This window comes from Frankia sp. CgKIO3, from assembly GCF_977946435.1.
Genome location: NZ_CDWTMO010000066.1, coordinates 1 through 20,036 on the forward strand (window position 1 = coordinate 1; position 20,036 = coordinate 20,036).

The 20,036-nt window shown below is 71.8% G+C and carries 8 protein-coding genes and 1 pseudogene; 2 read left to right on the forward strand and 7 right to left on the reverse strand.

Annotation, left to right across the window (positions count from 1 at the left end; translation table 11 throughout):
• Positions 1-13 precede the first annotated feature (13 nt).
• From AC08OJ_RS09805 to AC08OJ_RS09830, 6 genes are all read right to left on the reverse strand, one after another.
• Positions 14-1,504 (reverse strand): hypothetical protein, encoded by a 1,491-nt coding sequence (locus tag AC08OJ_RS09805; protein ID WP_476595558.1) that lies wholly within the window; start codon positions 1,502-1,504, stop codon positions 14-16.
• Entirely contained in the window at positions 1,501-4,470 is a 2,970-nt protein-coding gene (locus AC08OJ_RS09810) for a helicase-related protein (RefSeq protein WP_476595559.1), read from the reverse strand. The genes AC08OJ_RS09805 and AC08OJ_RS09810 overlap by 4 nt, the downstream gene beginning before the upstream one ends.
• A complete protein-coding gene (locus tag AC08OJ_RS09815) occupies positions 4,470-8,435 on the reverse strand; it encodes a helicase-related protein (RefSeq protein WP_476595560.1) in 3,966 nt (1,321 codons plus the stop codon). Before AC08OJ_RS09815 ends, AC08OJ_RS09810 begins: the two co-directional genes overlap by 1 nt.
• Positions 8,395-9,873, reverse strand: coding sequence for a DEAD/DEAH box helicase (locus tag AC08OJ_RS09820; protein ID WP_476593035.1), 1,479 nt, complete (start codon positions 9,871-9,873; stop codon positions 8,395-8,397). Before AC08OJ_RS09820 ends, AC08OJ_RS09815 begins: the two co-directional genes overlap by 41 nt.
• 352 nt (positions 9,874-10,225) lie before the next feature.
• The gene (locus AC08OJ_RS09825) at positions 10,226-11,563 is read right to left on the reverse strand and encodes an ATP-dependent 6-phosphofructokinase (RefSeq protein ID WP_476593034.1); all 1,338 of its coding nucleotides are present in this window, start codon (positions 11,561-11,563) and stop codon (positions 10,226-10,228) included.
• A gap of 489 nt (positions 11,564-12,052) precedes the next feature.
• A complete protein-coding gene (locus AC08OJ_RS09830) occupies positions 12,053-12,472 on the reverse strand; it encodes a hypothetical protein (RefSeq protein WP_476593033.1) in 420 nt (139 codons plus the stop codon).
• Positions 12,473-12,825: 353 nt separating this feature from the next.
• On the opposite strand from AC08OJ_RS09830, the pseudogene AC08OJ_RS09835 reads away from it, so the two are divergent.
• Positions 12,826-17,468 (forward strand): annotated as a pseudogene (locus AC08OJ_RS09835) (AAA domain-containing protein).
• A gap of 598 nt (positions 17,469-18,066) precedes the next feature.
• Here AC08OJ_RS09835 and AC08OJ_RS09840 read toward each other — a convergent pair.
• The gene (locus AC08OJ_RS09840; RefSeq protein ID WP_476595561.1) at positions 18,067-18,738 is read right to left on the reverse strand and encodes a hypothetical protein; all 672 of its coding nucleotides are present in this window, start codon (positions 18,736-18,738) and stop codon (positions 18,067-18,069) included.
• A gap of 682 nt (positions 18,739-19,420) precedes the next feature.
• Between AC08OJ_RS09840 and AC08OJ_RS09845 the strand changes: the two genes are divergently transcribed.
• A complete protein-coding gene (locus AC08OJ_RS09845) occupies positions 19,421-19,948 on the forward strand; it encodes a hypothetical protein (RefSeq protein WP_476595562.1) in 528 nt (175 codons plus the stop codon).
• The last annotated feature ends 88 nt before the right edge of the window (positions 19,949-20,036 follow it).

The following is a 20,036-nucleotide window of genomic DNA, read 5'->3' on the forward strand; positions in this document are numbered from 1 at the left end:
CAAAAACAGGCTCTCAGGGGCTGCCGAGCTCCGCACCGCCCAGCTGGGCGAAGTCGACCCGCTGCCGGCGGCCCCGGTCATCCGTGACATGGCTGAGCAGTTTCACCGCGGCGAGCAGCCGCCGGTTGGGAAGTTCGAGCCGGCGCAGCTCGTCGGGACGGGCGTCGCGGTCGTCCGCACCGGACTCGCGGTCGTCCGCACCGGACTCGCCTGACTCGCCGGACCGGCCCCGCTCGGTCGCCGAGCCGCCCGTGAAGTACAGCCCGCCGAGGGCCGGCAGGGCAAGCTCGGGCCGACCGCCGTCGCTGCCCAGGGCCTCCAGCACCAGGACGAGCCCGCGCCACAGGTCACCATGCTGATCACCACGCCGCCGGGAGGCGATGCGGCGCAGCCGCGCGGTGGAGAAGTAGGAGGCGTACCGCCGCCGGCCCTCGATGATCTGATCCGTGAGGCGCTTGCGGTCGGCCCGCTGCCGCGGCGTCTCGTCCGGTTTCTCCTCGGGAGGCCGGGGATGCAGCACGTCCCGGTCCTCGATGACGAACAGGAAGACCAGCTGGTACACGAGCCGGAGCAGTTCGTGGCGGAACTCGTCGGGAGTCAGCCCGCCGTGCTGACGGCCTGCCGCCAGCATCGCGCGCAGCCCGGGGTTGGCCTCCAGGAAACCGGTGCCCAGCTCCGCCATGGCCCGCACGACGTTGTCCCGCAGCTTGTCCCCGGCGACGATGCCCGCGGCCGCCGCATAGGTGTGCCAGCGTTCCAGCCAGCAGTCCGCCGGGTTCGTCGGCGCCGCGGCCGCCCGATCGGGCGCCTCGAACCGCGAGGCGTGCGCGAAGGCGAAGAGCACCTCGAAATCGGAGTACAGCTCGCCGTCGAAAATGGCTTCGAGATCGAACTCCAGGTAGGAGTGGCCGACCAGGGCCGCCGACTCCCGCAGGATCCGCAGCTTCCGGCCGTTGGAAAGGATCCCCCACAGCCGGTCGTCGTGCCGGTTGAGGAACGCCTGCATCATGCGCTGCGGGGCCCGGTCGCTCTTCGCCGGCCCCAGCCGCTGGTCCAGATCGCGGTTCCAGGCGGCGAGGTGGACGGGAACGTGCCGCCACTCGTGGCTGATGGCATCGTCCTCGCCGAGGTGGCGCACGTGCGCGACGCGGCCGTAGCCCAACTCGCCCAGCAGGACCTGCAACCACAGCTCACGGGTCAGCGTGGTCCCCGTCCTCCCCGTCGTCCGCGGGCCCGCCGCCGCGCCCACCGCCGCACCCGCGGTCGCCGACCGCTCCTCGGCGGCGAGCCTCGCGCGGAAGGTGCGGTACGCCCCGAGCAGGTACGCCCAGTGGCGGCTGGCCGCGTCGCCGAGCCGTTCCCCGGCCGCCAGGTGATAGTCCTCGGCGCGCGTGCCGGCGAGTTCCGGGTCGGCGTCCCTGACCCGCCGCACCAGGTCCCGGGTGAACAGGCTGCCTTCGAGGCTGACGGAGAGGAGCTCGACGTCCCCGATTCTCAGTGTCATGAGCCGGCCCCGGCCGGCAGGTAGACGTAGACCCCGAGGACGTCGGCCCGGTCGTGCGGGGTGACGGTGAGCCCGCGGCGGCGGCGCAGCCCGGCGACCTCCCGGGCCCGCAGGTGGGCCTCGCGCAGCGCCTCGGCGAGCCGCTCGCCCTGTGCGTCCAGCTCAGGCGCGACGTCGGCGAGCTCGGTGATGGCGCGTTCCGCCTGCCGGCGAACGAACTCGGGCAGGGCGTTCTCCGGGTCGACGGCGAACAGCCGGTCGATGTCGGGCGGCGTCAGCCACTCGCGGTTCTCCCCGCGGCCACGGTAGCCGACCAGACGCGCGTCCTCGGCCACGGTGTCGACGGTCTTCGCCGCGCCGGGCAGCGTCAGATGGAACCGGTAACGCACGAGGAGCACCACCGTGCGCGTGGCCACCGCGGAGGTGCGGAACACCCCGCAGCGCGCCCCCGGCGGGCGCCGCACCGCACCACCCGCCGGGTCCGCGGGAGCGCCCGCCCCCGCGGGCCCGGGATCATCCAGCGGGGCGATCACCCCGGTCCGGTCGTCCAGCGCCTCCTCCAGCACCGCGCGGGCGAGCCCCGTGACCGCCGGGTCGGTCCGCACCAGGACCCGATGGCCGGGCGGAACCGGCAGGTCGTCGTGCAGAACCAGCCGGCCCGCGCCGCCCGGCGGCACGCGCAGGGCGTCGGTGTAGAGGGGGTCCAGCCCGGTCACGTCGGCGACGAGACCGTCCGAGGTCTCCGTCGGAACCACCTTCACGCCCAGCTCGTCGAGGGTGTTCAGGACGAACCGGCGGACGTCGGCCTGGCTGCCGAGGGCTTCCCGCACGTCGTCCAGCACGCCCTGCACCTCGTCCAGGTCGACTCCGCTGTGGGCGTACTTCGTCAGCGTCCGGGACTCCCGCTTGGCGGCGCTGTGCCACTCGTCGGTCACCTCGTCGTCGGTCCGGACGACGTCGAGATCGAGGGTGAGCTGCTCGCCGTCCTTGCGGCGCAGGACCAGCCCTTCAAGCATGGCGATGAGCAGGCTCTCGGCGTTGTCGGGAACCGGGACCGTCACCCCGGTATCGCGGGCGATCCGGCGGTGCTTGCGCAGCAGGACGTCCAGCACGAGACCGTCGATGCCGTTGTCCGCGCCGTACAGGGTGACCGCGCGGACGTACGACTTCCGCTGGCCGAACCGGTCGACCCGGCCCTCGCGCTGCTCGTGGCGGGTCGGATTCCAGGCCAGATCGTAATGGATCACCGCCTGGAAGCTCTCCTGGAGGTTGATGCCCTCGGACAGACAGTCGGTAGCGACGAGAATGTGCCGGCCCGGGGTGGCGGTGGGCCTCTCGATGCGGACGGCCCGCGCCGCGTGGGGCAGCTCGCCGGTGACGGTCTCGACCGTCGCCTTCTTCCCGAACGTCGCCGTGAGATGCCTGCCGATGTATTCCGCCGTCGGGAGGTAGCGGCAGAACACGATCGGGTCGTACCCGTCGGCCTGCAGACCCTTGATCTCTTTGATCAACGTCGTCAGCTTGGCGTCGTGTTCCTTCCCCGCCAGCTCCAGCTCCTTGGCCCGACCGGCCAGCCTCGCGAATGTCGCCCGCACCCCGGCGGAGAGGGTGTCGTCGAGCGCACCGGGGGCGACGTCCAGCCCGTCGATCGCCTCGGCCTCGATCAGGTCGTAGGTGCCGGGGCGGCCCAGCGCGTCCGCCTCGGCCGCCGATCCGGCGGCGGCGGTGACCGACCGCGCGGTGAAGGTCGCCGCCGCCGCAGCCGGCGAGGACGCCACCGATCGCAGCAGGGCCAGCGCCGACCACCACCGCACCCGGCGGGTCCGCTCCCCGTCGGGATTCGTGACCGTCTCCCGGGCGAAGGCGAGCACCTCGTCGTGGAACCCGGAGTAGGCCGCGCTCATCCGGTACCCCACGTCGCGGTACTGGCGATCCTCCGGGAAGGGGGTGTCCTGCCCTTGATAGCGGCGGATATCGCGGCGGCGGCGCTGCACGACGTGCCGGGCGAGCTCCTCCCGGCCACGCACGGTGTCCAGATCGAGCAGCGCGAGCCGCGGGCTGAGCAGATCCCGGAACGCGTCCTGCTTACCGGAGTGGGGCGTGGCGGTGACCAGCAGGAGGTGGCGGGGGCGGCCCTGTTTCGTGGGACGGTCGGCGATGCCGCGCAGCAGGTCGTAGCGCTTCTGCCCGGCGCTGCTGGACGCGCTGCCGGACGCGCTGCCGGCCGCCGGGACGCAGGTGTGCGCCTCGTCGACGATCACCAGGTCCGGGCAGGACCGCGCGAACAGCGTCCGGCGCTCATCCGTCTTGATGAAGTCCGTCGAGACGATCGTGAACGGGAAGTGTTCGAAGATGGATACTCCGCCCGCCCGGCGCTCCAGGCCGGCGACCGTGGACGTCAGGACCAGCTCGGCCTCGATGGCGAACTTGTCGGCCAGCTCCGCCCGCCACTGTTCGGCGAGCGCGGGTGGGCAGAGCACCGTCAGCCCGGTGGCGTCCCCCTGCACCAGCAGCTCCTTGGCGATGAGAGCCGCCTCCATCGTCTTGCCGATCCCGACGTCGTCGCCGATGAGCAGGCGGACCGGGTCCTGGCGCAGCGCGAGGAGCAGCGGGACGAGCTGGTACTGCCGGGGGGTGACCGCGACGGCGGCGAGCGAGCGCAGCGGGCCGGCGCTCGCGGTGAAGCCGAGCCGCAACGCGGTAGCCAGGATGGAGATGGAACGGTGGTCGCCGGCCGCCGCCGGATCCGGCGGCGGGAAACCCACGGACGTCGCCTCGTCCCGGAACAGCCCGGTGACGTACTCCTCGTCCCCACCGAGCGGCCGCACGACGAGGGAATTCGGGTCGTCGCCGGGCAGGACCACCCATTCGCGCCCGCGGGCCTTCACCAGCGACCCCGGCTCGAAGTCGCGGGTCGGGGTGGCGCCGGTCGGGGTGGGGTGGCGCGGCGTCGAGACGGCCGCCATCAGCCGCGCCGCCCGCGGCCGAACACGTTCGGGTAGTGCGCCACGATCTTCCCCCACTCCGCGTCATACCGGAACCGGACGACCAGCCACCCCAGGTCGGCCAGCCGGTCCTCGGCGTCGGCGTCCCGCGCGGCCGCGTCGGCGGCGTCATGGTGCGGACCGTCGACGAACACGGCCACCGCCCCCGACGGCAGCCGGTAGACGAAGTCCGGCCGCGCCGCCGCGTCCGATACAAGCATTTGCGTCGCGTCAGGTAACCGATAACCCTCTTCGCGGAGGAATGTTACAAGTTGCCGCTCCAACCCCGACCCCGCCCGCTCGCGCAACGCCTCGGCGTGCCCCTCCGCGCCGCCCGCGTGGCCGTGCCGTGGCTCGGTACGGGCCGCCATCAGGGCACGAAGGGGCTCGACCGCGGCATGTCGATCGATGACGGTATGGTCGGACTGATTGTCATAGGAGAGCAGGCAGTCGTAGCAGCCCCGTTCGCAGCGCTCCCGGGCGCCCGGCGCCCGGTCGGTGTCCTCCCCGGTCTTCGGATCGAAATGGACGATGCGCAGCGCCTCCTCCGCCAGCGCCTCCGGCTCGTCATGCAGGCGGCGCAGCACGCCCGCGCCGCCCTCCGCGCTCTCGACGAAGAGCATCCGGCCCCGGCCGTCCGGGTCGGGCAGCCGCTGGGACTCCAGCTCCGCGTCCTCGAGCTGGAACAGCGCCTCGATGCCGCGTTCGAGCGCGTACCGCACCGAGGTCGCCACCTCGTCGGAGACCGGCCGGGCGAGCCGGACGACGGCGATGTTGCGCCGGTCCTCCACGTACGGGATGATTTTGCGGGCCCGCGGGTCGTCGGCGAACTCGTCGAGACCGGACTCCTCCTCCGTGAGATCCCCGGCCCGGAGCTCGCCGGCCCGTCTCTCATTCAGCCACCGGCCGTTGACGGTGTCGAGCCAGTAGCCGACGTCGTTCTTGTCCGCCCGCCGCCGCAGGCCCTGGTTGATGATCCGGATCGTCGCGGTATCGCCGTAGACGAACTCGGCGAGGTCCTCCCCATCCGGGCCGCGCACGTCTGCGGCGAGCCGTCCCGGCCGGACCCCGTGCCGGCTGAACCGGAAGGTGGTGAGCAGGTCGAAACCGGCCCGGCGGCGCTCCTCCTCGTCGGAGGAGATCCGTCGGCGATGGGTGGTGGTCACCGTCTGCAGGTACATGAGCCCGGCCCGGCCGCCGCCCAGCACCGCGCCATACTCCTCGCACCGGTTCACGGCCACGTCGCGATGATGCCAGTAGCCGCAGGACTCGCACAGCCGTGCCTCGATCGTCGCCACCGATCCGGGGACGCCGTGCTCCGAGCCGGGGACCTGGACGCTGGCGACCTGGTACCGCCCACCCTCGTGATAGATCAGCGCACCCGGGCCGAACTCGCCGACCGCGATGAACCGGGGCCGTTGGATGTAGGACCCGTCGCCCCGCCGGCTGCCGGGAATGTAGGCGGCCAACGGCAGCCGGGGGAAGGAATAACCCGGTAGGAAACCCTCGGAGGCGAAGTAGCGGTAGGAGTAGAAATCACTGAAGAGCTGCTGGTCGGGGGAGTCGTTGGTGAGCAGGTGCAGGCGCTGCTCGGCCTCGTACCGACGTCGGCGCGCGGCCGCCCGTGCCTTCGACTGGGTGAACCGGTCGAGCACCCGGCGGTTCTGCTCCCGCTGGTCGGCGATCGCCTGCCGGTACATCGCCCGCCACCGGTCGCACGCTCCGTCGAACGCAAGGAACGCCCCGTTCACGACGTTGGGTATCCACCGGTCGTACCACCAGGGGCTGTTCTTCATCTCCTCGGCGAGCACCGCCTCGGCCCGCCGCACCGTGCGGGCCCGCACGGCGGGGTCGTCCAGGTAAGCGGCAAGATCCTCCCGGATCGGCAGTGGCAGCTCGCCGCGTGGGCCCTCGGCGGTATCGAGGACGTTGGTGAGGCCGCGGTGCAGGCTCGCGCCGCTCTCGGCGAGCCAGATGGCATGCACGTGCGAACGGACCAGATCCTCGTTCGCGAGGTCGAGCCGGGGCAGGGTCACGCGACCGGCGACCATCAGCTTCGACCGGCGGAAGTAGTACTGGTCGTGCGCGCTGCCGGTGGAACAGTAGGTCGTCACGAGCGCCGGCTGGCCGCTGCGCCCGGCCCGGCCCGAACGCTGCGCGTAGGTGGCCGGGGTCGGGGGGACGTTGCGCATCATGACGGCGTTGAGGTCCGCGATGTCGACGCCGAGCTCCATCGTCGGCGAGCAGTAGAGCGGGGGCAGCCCGCCCTCGGCCGGGTCGCCCCCGCGGCGGAACGCCTCCTCCCGGTCCTGCCGCTGCTGGGCCCGGACCTGGGCGGTGTGCTCGCGGGCGACGATGCCGGCGAGCTCCGCGGCGGCGTGCGAGTACAGATCGCGGAAGAACGGGTTGACCCGTGCGCCGACGGTGTCGTCGACCACGCGGCGCAGCGGGTCCTCCGCGCCACGTCGACCGCTCCCGGCCCGCCAGATGAGCGCCGACGCCTTCACCCGGTAGCCCGCCGGGCCCCGTTGAGCCCGCGCGTAAGCCCGCGCGCCGCCGCGGGCCGGCCCGGTGACCATCACCTGCCCGATCAGGCCATGGCGCTCCAGCACCGTGAACAGGTCGTGGATCACGGCCTCGGCGTCGTCCGTCCGGATCCGGCCACGGTGGCGCGGGAACTCGTGCGGTCGGCGCAGGTAGCGGCCGAACGCACCACGACCGGTGACGTGTATGGCGTCCCGCGTGCCTCCCCGGCCGCCCGGGAACGGGTAGGCGGTGCGTTCGAGCACCCGCGGCTCGTCCCCCGACACCGCCCAGACCCCGCGGAGCAGATGGTCGGCTGTCTGGACGATGCGCTCGTGGCCAGGCTGGGTGAGGGCGTCGACGTCGACGGCGAGCGCCCGGCGCATCTCGTCCAGCAGGATGCGGGCGAGCAGCGCCCGGTGCTCGGGATCGTCGTCGCGCAGCAGGGCATGGGTTGTCGCCCACGACGCCTGGTGCTGAGCGATCTCGTCCAGGTCCACGTAGTCGAAGGTGATGAGGCCGGTCTGCTCGAGGTTCGGCATGGTCACCCGCCAACCTCGTTCGAGGTCGGCGTAGACGCGGTACCCGATCGCCGCCCGCAGCGCCCGCAGCACGTTGTCGCGCTGGCTGAACACCGGCTCCTCGATCGCGGAGAACGACCGCATCGGCAGGTCCAGCGCATCGGTGACACGCTCGGCAACCGAGTCGAACCGCAGGCCGGCGGGGCCCGCCGCGCGCGCGGCCCGGTACAGCGCGCCGCGTAGCTGGGTGACCTGCACGAAGTCGTTGAGATGCCCGGCCTGCAGGCTCGCGTCCTGGCGGTTATCGACGAAGGTGAGCAGCTTCTTGGCCCGGGAGTCCAACGCCTTCTGGCGCCGCAGGTTACGCACGATGCTGGTGCTGACCAACGACACGGCCGAGCTGCGGCCCTTGGCGGCGAACGAGGCCAGCTTGGCGAAGTCCTGGGCCCGCAGCTGCTCGTACGAGACCCGGCAGCGCAGGCAGAACCGGAACGGCGCCGGGATGAACCAGGCCGTCATCGGCTCGGACGCCACGGAACCAGACGCCACCGAACCGGACGCCGCGGAACCGGACGCCACCGAACCAGACATGTCACGAAGGAACACGGTGTGCTCGCCGTCCGTCTCGACCTCGCTGCCGTCCGCCGTCACCCGGACCCGGCGCGGCACCTGATCGGCGAGTCTTGGCAGGACGAACGAGTGCCCGTGCTCGTCAGCGTCGAACCAGGTGTCCGGAAAACGCCCTTCGGCAATGGGATCGGCAGGCCAGGGATGATCCTCGCTCACATAGAGATAGCCGAGATCGGCTTCACTTTCAACCGCGACCGACTCCCGGCGGGCGGTATAGCGGCGAGGGGCGTCCCTAGCTGCGCGCGACGACGAGATATTCCTGGCCACATTCACGACAGAAGGCCAGCGGCAGCAGTACCTTGTCCCGCGATCCGGGCACACTCACCTGGTATTGACTGGTAATATACCGGACCATCGTCGGTTCCAGGCTGACGTGGACCGTGTCCCCCTTGGAGAGGAACTGGTGCAGGCGAAAGGCGAACAACGGTCTGCCGTGCTCCGGATGACGCATCGCCGCGCCCTCGACGAGCATGGCCTGAATGGCGCCGGCACAGGTTTCCACCGGGAGATCCGTCCGCTCGGCGAGCTTCTCGGCGGCAGCGGCCAGGGTCGTCGGGTCCTCCCGCACCAGCCGGTCTCCGGGACCGAGAGCCAGACCGAAGGTGTCCTCGACCCAGATCGCCAGCGGATCGCCCGCGAGCCGCGCAAAGGGCTGGGGCCGGCCCCCGCTCGGCGGTGGCGCGCCGGTTGGGTCGAGCGGTACCTGCTCACCGACCCGCACCGGCGGCTCGGCATCGATGACCCGGGCCCGCAACTCCACGTCACTGACCGGTCGCCACGCCGTCGCGCGTTCGAGCGTCTCACCGATGATCCGGTCGGGCCGAACCTCCGCGCCGAACAACCGACCCGCCACGACGGCGACCTCGCGGCGCATCTCCTCGAAGGACGCCTTTCTCGACATGGTGGCCGAGGTACCGACACACTGCATGTCCGGTGCTTCGCACGCGTCCCGTACCCGTCGGGTGAGCAGTGCGACGTCAGCACCCTGACGGCCGCGGTAGGTATGTAGTTCGTCGAGGACGAGGAAACGAAGGCCGGCGGCTGCCCCGATCAGAGCCTGGCGCTCGTGCGGCCGGGTGAGGATATACTCGAGCATCACGTAGTTCGTCAGCAGTATGTCGGGGCGCCGATCCAGGATCCGCTGCCGGGGCTCGGCCGATTCCTGCCCGGTGTACCGGTCGAAGGTGACCGACCGGCCATCCACGGGTATTCCCCATTCGAGATACTTCTGCAACTCGTGGAGCTGGCTGTTCGCCAGCGCGTTCATGGGGTAGACCACGATCGCCGAGATGTGGTTCGGGCGGGGGTCACGGAGGACGGAATCCACGACCGGAACGATGTAGGAAAGGCTTTTACCGGATCCCGTGCCGGTGGTGAGCACATAGCTGCCGCCGTCCCGGGCCGCCTCGATGGCTTCCCGTTGGTGCCGATACAGCGTCAGCGACCGCCTGCCGGGATCGTCGGCATCCCTCTTGATCCGGAAGAATCTGCCGCAGTCGGGGTGCAGCAGGCCCGTGCCGACCAGTTCGTCGACCGTGCCGCCGGAGGCGAACGCAGGGTTGAGCGAGATCCACGGGTCAGGCCAGCGGACCTTCGCCGCCCGCTCTTGCTCGAGATAATCTCTGATCTTCTCGTCGCGAACCTCGACGAGGGAGTCGGTGAAGGCCGCATAGTCCTCGATCAGGCTCCGATGAGTCTGGAAGACCTCCACGTACTCCCTGCCCTCCTACCCGCCAGGTCCGAACAGTGTCCGGCCAGCACATCCAGGTCGGGCGCGGCGGGCCGGGTGCGTCTGTCGACGTACCCTACGGTGATCGGCGCCCACCGTCCGGCATGACGGACCGGCTTCTGCTTCTGGTGGATCCGCCGCCTGGCCTGACCCGGCCTGGCCCGGCCTGACCGCGGCACACCGTGGGCTGTTCCGGTGGGTGTCTGTCCAGAGGCCCCGGGCCCGATTCGTCCTTGTGGACACGCACGGCCACACCGGGAACCTTGCCTGTCCAGAGGCTTCGACGTCCCTTTTATCCCTCTGGAAAGGCAAGAGAGGGGGGCTGGCTACTCGGCTATTCGAAGCGGGGCGGCTGGCCGGTCGCCTCGAGGACGGACATCCACAGATCGCCGGCCGGGTCGACCTGGTTGCGCTGGCTGATCGCGAGCGGGATCGGGATGTGGATGAACCGCCGCCGCCAGCGGCCGACGACCATCTCCGTGCGGCCGGACATCGCGGCATGCACGGCCGCGTGGGCGAGCCGGATCGTGTAGACGCTGTCGTACGGGTTCGCCGGCACGCTGCGGATCACATAGCTGGGATCGATGTACTTCAGGTTGAGCTCGATACCCTCGGCGTCGAAGTACTCCTTGATCCGGCGGGAGAGCTCCGGGCCGATGTCGTGCAGCTTGCGGTTCCCGGACGCGTCGGTGCTCTCCGGCTGGCCGACAACGAGCTCCTGGCCGGCACCCTCGGCGACGACGACGACGGCGTGGCCGCGCTCGGCCACCCGGCGACGCACGTAGTTCAGCAGGCCGCCGTCGCCCTCCAGCTTGAACGGCAGCTCCGGGATGAGCACCACGTCCGCGTTACTCTTCGCCAGCGTCGCATAGCAGGCGATGAATCCCGAGTGGCGGCCCATGAGCCGGACCACGCCGAGCCCGCCGGGCGCGGACGTCGCCTCGGCGTGCGCGACCCGGATGGACTCCGCGGCCTTGCCGAAGGCCGTCTGGAAGCCGAAGCTCTGGTCGATGTAGGGGATGTCATTGTCGATCGTTTTCGGGATGCCGACCACGGCGATCTTCTCCCCGCGCGTCTCGGCCTCCCGGGCGATCTGCCCGGCCCCGCGCAGGGTGCCGTCACCACCGATGACAAACAGGATGTTGATGTTCATCCGGGAGAGGCAGTCGACGATCTCGGCGGGATCCTGCTGACCGCGGGAACTGCCGAGGATCGTCCCGCCGTCGTCGTCGATGTTGGCGACGCTCTCCGGGGTGAGATCGACGACGTCGTGGCCGTAGCGGGCGATGAAGCCCTGGTACCCGTTACGGAACCCGAAGATCCGCCGAACCCGGTAGTGCGAGGTCAGCTCCAGCACCAGACCGCGGATCACGTTGTTCAACCCGGGGCAGAGCCCACCACAGGTGACGATGCCCACCCGGGTCTTCGACGGGTCAAAGTAGATCTTCCGGCGCGGCCCGGCCGGCTCGAATCCGGGCAGGTCGTCGAGCGCGACACCACGCGAAGAGATCATCAGGGCAGTGTCGTCGTAGAGGACCTTGTCCGACTCATCGATATAGTGCTGCGTCGTCGGCCGCTCCCCCAGCAGCGGCAGGAGCGGGGAATCAATCCGGCAGACCCCCAGGGTCTTGACCGCCAGATCGGCATTATCCACCAGTATTGGTGCACCCACCGTTACCCGGCCCTCACGTCTCGATCGGCACTACATCAGTCTCGGTGACTTCGCTTCATACTTACCTGGACCAGAGGAGCACGGACGCCCCCGATCATCCCAGGTCTCTCCACACCGAGAGTACCGACCCAAACCACCCACCACGGCCCCGTCGACCGGATAACCCGCAACCTGCGGACGGAAACAATGGCTTCATAGGCGCGAAACCGGCGTAACAACCTGCCAACCCCGTCCCGACTTGTCCCAGGCGGACACCTCCGGGCGATGCGAGCAGGCCGTCCGAGCCGGATAACCCAAACTAGACCAGACCGTACCCGGGTCCGGAGGCCCCGCGACGTTGGCGGCCGCGACGGCCGGGAGACGGTCAGCTTATGCAGTGACCACCATCGCGCGGCGGCCGAATTTGGGGGAGCCAGTCACGGTCCAGGGACCGCAAACCGTGCTCAGGTCCCCCAGATTCGCCGGCCGGCAGCCGGCAGGTCACCGCGCTCAGGACAGCCCGGCCCGGTGCGCGCGTCGCCAGAAGGCACCCCCACCGAGCAACAGCGCCGCCAGTACGGCGAGGACGCCGATCTGCCCACCGGTATAGGAAAGCGAGTTCCCGCGGGGATCCGTCCCGGTCCTGTCCGGGGCGGGGTGCCGAGACGCACCCGTGCCGGCGGACGCTCTGGAGTCCCCATCACCACCACGGCCATGGTCCCCGCCACCGCTGCCGCTGCCGCTGCCGTGGTCGCCGCCGCCGTCGAGAGCCCGGAGCGAGACCTGGTCCGGCACCTCGTCGATGGAACGCGAGCTTTCCGCCACGGAACGCGACGGGCCATCCGCGGGGCGCGAAGCGGCGACCGGAACCGCGGTCAGCACAACCAGCATGCTCGTGAGCACGGCGGCACCGCCGGAACGCAATCCCATGGTGGTTCTCCCCCAGCAACCCGACTCGGCGCAGCCCGACCAGACGACGTCGGACGGTACCGATAGTCACTATGCGTGTCCAGAAGACGACAGGATCGACACGCCGACGGTCCGCCGCCCCACGTGCGTCCCTGGTAGCGGATCAGGCGCCGGCCTCGTCCGGCGTTGGTGTGGCCACGGGCGGAAACGCGCCGCCCGTCCCGGGCAGCCTCCTCGGGCAGCGGTCCGGGCGGGACAAGCCGGAAGCCGGCGATTGTGTCGGAGACAGGTCGTAAGGTCGATCAGGCGGAGGCGCGGACGGCAGCTAGCGTCGCGCCGCCGCGCCCTGACCCAGCCCCCGGCCGAGGAGCCCGATGTCCGCCCGTGATCAGGTCCGTGGCCGGTCGCTTCGGCTCTTGGACTACCTGGCCGCGCTCGCCGCCGAACGGCGCGGTGCCCCCCGTCGCCAGCTCGCCGAGTACGTCCCCGCTCCGCTCCTTCCGGCTGACGTCCCGTCCCATCCGGGGATCCGGTTCGGCCCGACAACGCAGCGGGAGAGCTGGCTGGAGGTCGCCCGGGTACCCCAACCGGCCGCGCCGAGCTGGCCACCCCCGCTCGACCGTTACCTGGCCGGGACGGTGGTGAGCCCGGACGCCCCACCTACCATCCCCGCCCATCTCCTGGACGCGGAGGCCGTCGAGCGGACCAGGGAGCGCGAGCCTCCCGCTCCCGGCGTCCCGGGCGAGGAGCGGGACGCTCCGCCGGGCGCCGTCGCCCTGCTCGACGCCTGGGTGCGTCAGGTGTGACGGCCGTGGGCGCCCGGGGCACGCGCCGCCCGCGACGCGCGCGCCCTCTACCAGCGCCTGTTCGACCTGCGCCTGCGGCTGCAGCGCGAGGCCGCGACCGTGGAGCTGGCCTGGGGGCACTCGGTGCTGTGCTGGCGGGTCGGCGACGCGACGATCATCCATCCGCTGCTCGTCACCCGCATGGTGCTGACGGTCGATCCGGACTCCGGGGTCATCCGGCTGCATCCCGACGGTCCGGCGAGCCTGGAGACCGAGCCCCTGCATGGCCTCGGCCTCCCCGGTCTGGACGAGATGTCGGCCCTGCGCGACCGGCTGCGGACGGCGCCGGCCGATCCGTGGGACGCCCCGGCCCGGGCCGAGCTGCACCGCCAGATCCTCGCCCCGCTCGGGCTGGACGCCCGCGCGACCACCGGTCCGGTGCCCCCGCCGGGGCCGAGTCCCGTCCTGGTCGACACCTGGGCGGTGTACGTGCGGCCGCGGCCGGCTCTGCAGGCGCAGTTCTACGCAGAGCTGCGGACCGCCCTCGCCGAACGGGACGTGCTCCCCGAGGCCATCGCCGCCGTGGTCGCCGACGACAGGCTCGTCGCCGCCGCGCTCGGCGCGGACGAGCGGGCCGACGGCGCCCACGCCGATCGAGGCCGTGGTCGGCGCGGTCACGACAACTCTCCCGCGGGGCTCGGTGAACGCCTGCTGATGCCGCTGCCGACGAACGCCGACCAGGAGCGAATCGCCCGGCAGCTCGCGGGCGCCCGCGGGGTCACCGTGCAGGGGCCGCCCGGCACCGGCAAGAGCCACACCATCGCGAACATGATCTGCCACCTCGTGGCGCACGGGCAGCGGGTGCTCGTCACCGCGCAGGACGAACAAGCCCTCACGGTGCTGCGCGACAAGATCCCGCGGGAGCTGCGCGACCTGACCGTCGCCGTGCTCGGGTCGAGCCGGGCCGACCTCGACGAACTGCGCGCCGCTGTCGTAGAGATCTCCGGGGCGGTCAGCGAGGTCGACCCGGCGCGGGAGACCGCGGCCGTGAAGGCCCTCGCCGAGGAGCTGGACGCCGCCCGCGCCACTGCCCGCACCCTCGAACTGCGGATGATCGACCTGCTGGCCAGCGAGGCGCGGGAGTTCGACCTGCCGCACAGGCGGGAACGCGCGCCGGAGGTGGCGAGCTGGCTGGCCGAGCGCGCGGACGAGTTCGGGTTCGTCCCCGACCGGCTCGACCCCACCCACGCGCTTCCGCTCAGCCCGGCCGAGCTCGCCGAGCTCTACCGGACCGCGCGCGAGATCACCCCCGCCGACGCCCGGGCCGCCGCGAGCAATCTGCCGGACGACCTGCCGGACGGCGCGTCGCTGCCGGGCGCGGTCACCCTCGGCCGACTGCACGACGAACTCGACGAGATCCGCGCCGGGCTCGCCGACCTCGAACAGGCCGGCCTGTCCGTCGACGCGCTCGACGCCCTCGATGCCGACAGTGCCGACGGCGTCCGTGCCCTGGTCGAGGACACCCGGGCCGCCGCCGACCGGCTGCGCCGGCTGTCGGTCGGCTGGCTCGCCACCGCCCGGGCGCAGTGCGCGCCGTCGGGTGAGCAGGCCGGGTTCTGGGCCGACCAGGCCACGGCCCTCGCCGCCGAGGTCGCCGAGCTGCGCCGCCTGACCACCCTCACCTTCGGCCGTTCCATCGAGCTGCCCACCGGTGACCCGCGGGTCCAGCTGAGGCTGCTCGCCGACCTGCGGGGCCGCTTCGCCGCCGGCCGGGGGATCCCCCGCCTCGGCGGGCGGGAACTGCGGGACCTGCACGACGCGGTGCGCGTTGACGGGCTGGTCGCACGCACGGTGGGCGATGTGGCAATCGTCGAGGCAGAGGTGCGCCGCCGTCAGACGCTGACCGCCGCCGCCACCCGTCAGGCCGCGATCGCCGCCGCCCTCGGCGGCGAGGCCGTCGAGCCCGCGGCACCCGACGTCCTCACCCGGCTCGACGCGGTCGCCGGCGGCCTCGCCGATGCCGTCGACTGGGAACGCCGGGCGGCGCCGGAGCTGTCCGCCCGGCTGCGCGCCGTCTTCCCCGCCGGCTTCCCCGCCGGCCATCGCGCCGGCCATCGCGTCACGACGGCGCCTTCCGACCCGGACACGCTTTCCCACCTCGCCGGCCTGCTTGCCGCGGCGACCGGCCGACGGCACGAGAAGGAGATCGTCGGTGCGCTCGCCGTGGTGGAACGGGCGCTCACCGAGGGAGGCCGTGGCCCGCAGGCCGGCCGGGTGTGGGCCGGCCTGCACGAGGCGCTGGCCAAGCGGGACCTGGCGGCCTGGACGGCGCTGCTCGACGAAAGCGCCCGGCTGGCGGCGCTGCGCCCCGACGTGGAACGCCGGGACCGGCTCGCGGCCCGGCCGCGCGCGGTCGCGCCGCTGTGGACCGACGCCATCCTCACCGGGCAGGGTGACCCGTCGGGCTGCGGTGATCCGGTGCAGGCCGGTGATCCAATGCGGGCCGGCGATCCGGTGCGGGCCGGCGAGGCGTGGCGCTGGCGCCAAGCCCAGACCTGGCTCGACGACCTGCACGCCGACGGCGACCTCACCACGCTCGGCCGTCAGCTCGCCGACGCCTCGCGGCACGTGCGCGCCCTGGTGCTGGAGACCGCGCGTCGCTCCGCCCGGCTGGGCCTGGCGATCCGGCTCGGCGATTCCCAGCGCCGGGCGCTGACCGGCTGGGTGCAGGCACTCGACCGGATCGGGAAGGGCACCGGGAAGTACGCCCCGCGGTGGCGCGCCGAGGCCCGGGCCCACATGCGGGCGGCGATGGGCGCCGTACCGGTGTGGATCATGCCGACGCACCGGGTGATGGAGAGCTTCGAGCCGGGCGCCGACGACCTGTTCGACGTGGTCATCGTGGACGAGTCCAGCCAGTGCGACCTACTGGCCCTCGGCGTGCTGAGCCTGGGCCGCAAGGCCGTCGGCATCGAACGGGCCAAGGTGCATGCCCTTATGGACGCGCACCTGCCCGACGTCGCCCAGCGTTCGCTGCTCGACGTGGAGGCGAGTCTCTACGACACCGCGGCCCGGGTCTTCCCGCGCACCATCGTGCTCAAGGAACACTTCCGCTGCCTGCCCGACATCATCGGCTTCTCCAACCGCTTCTACGACCAGCAGATCCTGCCGTTGCGGGAGGATCCGGAGCTCGCCATCGGCGCGCCGCTGCGACCGGTCCGGGTCCCCGGGGGCGCCCGGTCGCAGACCCGCTTCGGCGACGCGAACCCGGCGGAGGCGCAGGCCCTTGTCGAGCGGGTCCTCGCCTGCTGCGCCGACCCGGCCTACGAGGGGATGAGCATGGGCGTGGTCACCCTGCTCGGCGCCGGCCAGCCCCGCCTCATCGAACACACCCTGGTCGAACGGCTCGGGGAGCGCGAGTTCTCCCGCCGCGACCTGCGGGTCGGCGACCCGTACCAGTTCCAGGGCGACGAACGGGACGTCATCTTCATCTCCGTCGTCGCGGACGACAACCGCTCGGCCGCCACCCGCCGCCGTGACCAGCAACGGGTCAACGTGGCCGCGAGCCGCGCCCGCAACCAGATGTGGGTGTTCCACAGCGTCGACCCGGCCACGCTGCGCGACGACGATGTGCGGCGCCAGCTGATCGAGTACATGTACGCCGGGCAGACCGGACGGCTCGACGCGGATCTGGCCGATCGCTGCGCGAGCTCCTCGCCCGCGGCTACCGGGTTCGCCCCCAGCATCCGGTCGGGCGCTACCGGATCGACCTGGTCGCCGAGGGGGTCGCCGAGGGGGTCGCCGCCGCGCGAGCCACCGCCGAACAAGCCGTCACCGAAGGAGCCACCGCCAAGCGAGCCGCCGCCGCAGGAGCCGCCACTGGGGATGTGGGGCGCTGCGGCCCCCGCCTCGCGGTCGAGTGCGACGGTGACCGTTTCCACGGGCCCGACCAGTGGGAGGCGGATCTGCGCCGCCAGCGGATCCTGGAACGGCTCGGCTGGACGTTCTTCCGGATCCGCGGCTCGGAGTTCTACCGGCATCCCCGGCCGACCCTGGACGCGCTGGTGCGGCGTCTCGACCAGCTCGGCATCCACCCGGTGCCGGTGCCAGTGCCAGTGCCGGCTGGCGAATTTGGGGGACCTGAGCACGGTCTGCGGTCCCTGGACCGTGCCTTGCTCCCCACAACTCGGCCACCACGGCCACCAGCCGGCCCGCCGACGGAAGAGTCCTGATCTATCCGTTGGCGGCCCGGGGTTTGGGGCCGGTGGCGCGCATGTTCACCAGTCTGCCAAGCAGGTCGAACCAGAAGGGGGGCGCCGGCGGTGAACGCGAAGCAGGCGATCGCGATGCCGGCGATTTTCAGGAGCCAGCCCTCGACGGAGTCGGGAACCTCCCGTGGGTCGTCGCGGCCCGCGGAGTTGTGGACCCAGCCGATCGGGAAGGCGAGCCCCGAGGCGTCGCGCACCGTCTTGATCATCTGTTCCGTGGCGTCCCCCACCGTGGGCTGGTCGGAGGTGAGGCGGGTGCCGGAGGCGGAATCCCCGGCGGAGCCCCCGGCCGCCTCGCCGGATGAACCCACCTCGGCCTGGGCCGCGGTCACGGCCGCCTGCCGCACGGTGCCGTCCTGCCAGAACGCCCGCGCGAGCCCGATCGCGTCGAGGTTGAACAGGACGGACAGCAGGACCGCGTAGCCGAGCAGGAAGACGGCGATGCGCCGCTTGTACCACCCGGACAGGCGGTCCATCGCGTCGTCGTACCACCGGGCCAGCTCGAGGACGACCTTCTCGCGGTCCCCGCCGGCCTGGACTATCGCCGTGGTCATCGCGGTCTTCACCGGGGAGCGGGCATCGCGGCGAGCCCGTCCTCCACCGTTCCCACGGCTCCGGCCTTGGTGGCGGCGACTAGCGCAGCGGCCACGACCTGCCCGGTGGGGTGATCCACGGGCATCGCGTCGTACAGGGCCTGGGCGGACCTCTCCTCGAGGGCCACATGCCGGGCACCGTCGTAGGCCCGCCGGTACACGGCCCTGGCCTCGTCGGAGACGTGGTCGGGCAGGGTGTCCGGGCGGAGCTGGGACAGCATGGCCCGGGCGGGCGGGTCGACCCGGTCCAGCAGCGCCTGAGCGAAGGCGGTGGACGGCAGGTAGGACGGCAACCGCAGTGTGTGCGCGCGGCGCACCGAGCCCCAGGTCCCGGAAACCGGCGGATGGTCGGCCATAGCCGGCAGGGAGGTGTCGCGGCCGGTGGCGCGCATGGCCAAAAGCGGCCCGCCCAACAGTTCGGCGACGAGGTCCGGACGATCCGCGGGCGGGTCCGCCCCCGGATCGGACGGTTCGGCGGGCCGGTCACCGCCGAGCAGCCGTCGCAGCTCGGCCTCCAGCTGGCGCCCCGGGTAGCGGAACAGAGCGAGCACGGCCTCGTTGATCCGGGAGACGGCGAGGCTGAACGCGGCAAAGAGCAGCGCGAGCCCGATCAGGACATCAAGAGCGGATGAGTCCGGCATAACCCCCCGATTCCGGAGCCCGGGGCACCCGCGCCACCGCCTTCACGGCCGAGGAGTACGCACCGGGACTGTCCTGGGCAGACCGCGCATTTCTACACCTCGGCGCAGAACCGGCACTCAGCGGCATCATCGGACACCTGGTCGAAGCAGGCGAAGATGGGCACCAGACGACCGGGCTGCCCCGCTTCGAACAGCGGGCCATGCTGGCAGGCCTGACCGGCCGGAGAGAACTGAGCCCGCCGGAGGAGCTGGTGGGGCGATCCAGGAGATCTTGGCAGCCGGCGCCGCCGGACTGGAGGGTGTCGTCGCGAAACGACCCGGCTTCCCCTATCGACCAGGCCGCGGTACGTCAGGTGGGCCAGCACCGGATTCTCCGGGAGGAGAACCGATCCCGCGGTCATCCTCGAAGCGACCGCGGCCCGCGCCGCTAACAGTCCCTGAAGACCGGCAGTTCCTCCTGGTGCGACCGTATTCGAGCGACGAATCCAGCGGTGATTCCCGGGTAGCCGGTAAGCGATGCGATGGAATCTTTCATAGCCACGACGGTCTGACCTAGATCCGCCAGTAGCTGGTGATGTTGGGGGTTCGTAGATCGTTGGAACGTGAGCGGGTGCCTGCCGTGCAGGAAGAATCGGGGTTACCACCACCAACCGATGACGTCCTGACGAGAGGCACCCGCCGGGTGAAGAGACTACGCAGATCGACCGGGCCGCGGAAACGGGCCCTGCGGGTTCGGGTCGGGCCGGCGGACCGGTCGCTGACCGGGTTGGCCGGCTTGGCGGCGGTGAGCGAACTGGTGGATCGGCTCGGGGTCGTCGAGACGCTCGACGAGCGGGTCGGGCCGGTCAAGCAGCGGGCGCGGGGACTGTCGGCCGGGGAGTTGCTGGTCGGGTTGGCCACGGCGCAGCTGACAGGGCAGGCGACGCTGTCCGGGCTGGACCGGCTGCGTCTGGACGAGGCGGGCGGGCTGCTGGCGGCGGGCCGTTCGCGCCGTCGCGGACGGCGGCGAGGCTGGCGGCCCGGTTACCCGCGCAGCGCCGGGCCGAGCTGGTCACGGGTCGGCCGACGCTGGACCTGGACTCCTCGGACGTCGAGGTCTTCGGCCGCACGAAGCGCGGCGTGGCCTATACCTACGAGGGGAAGAAGGCCGGCCGGCCGCTGCTGGCGTCGTGGGCCAGGACCGGGCTGGTCCCAATGCCATTTCCGCTAAGTTGATCAAGCTGCGGTCTGGGGTTTCATGGGGTTGGCGAGCCTGATCGTGGGCGGGGCGTGGTGGCGGATGCCGTGCTGGCCGGGTT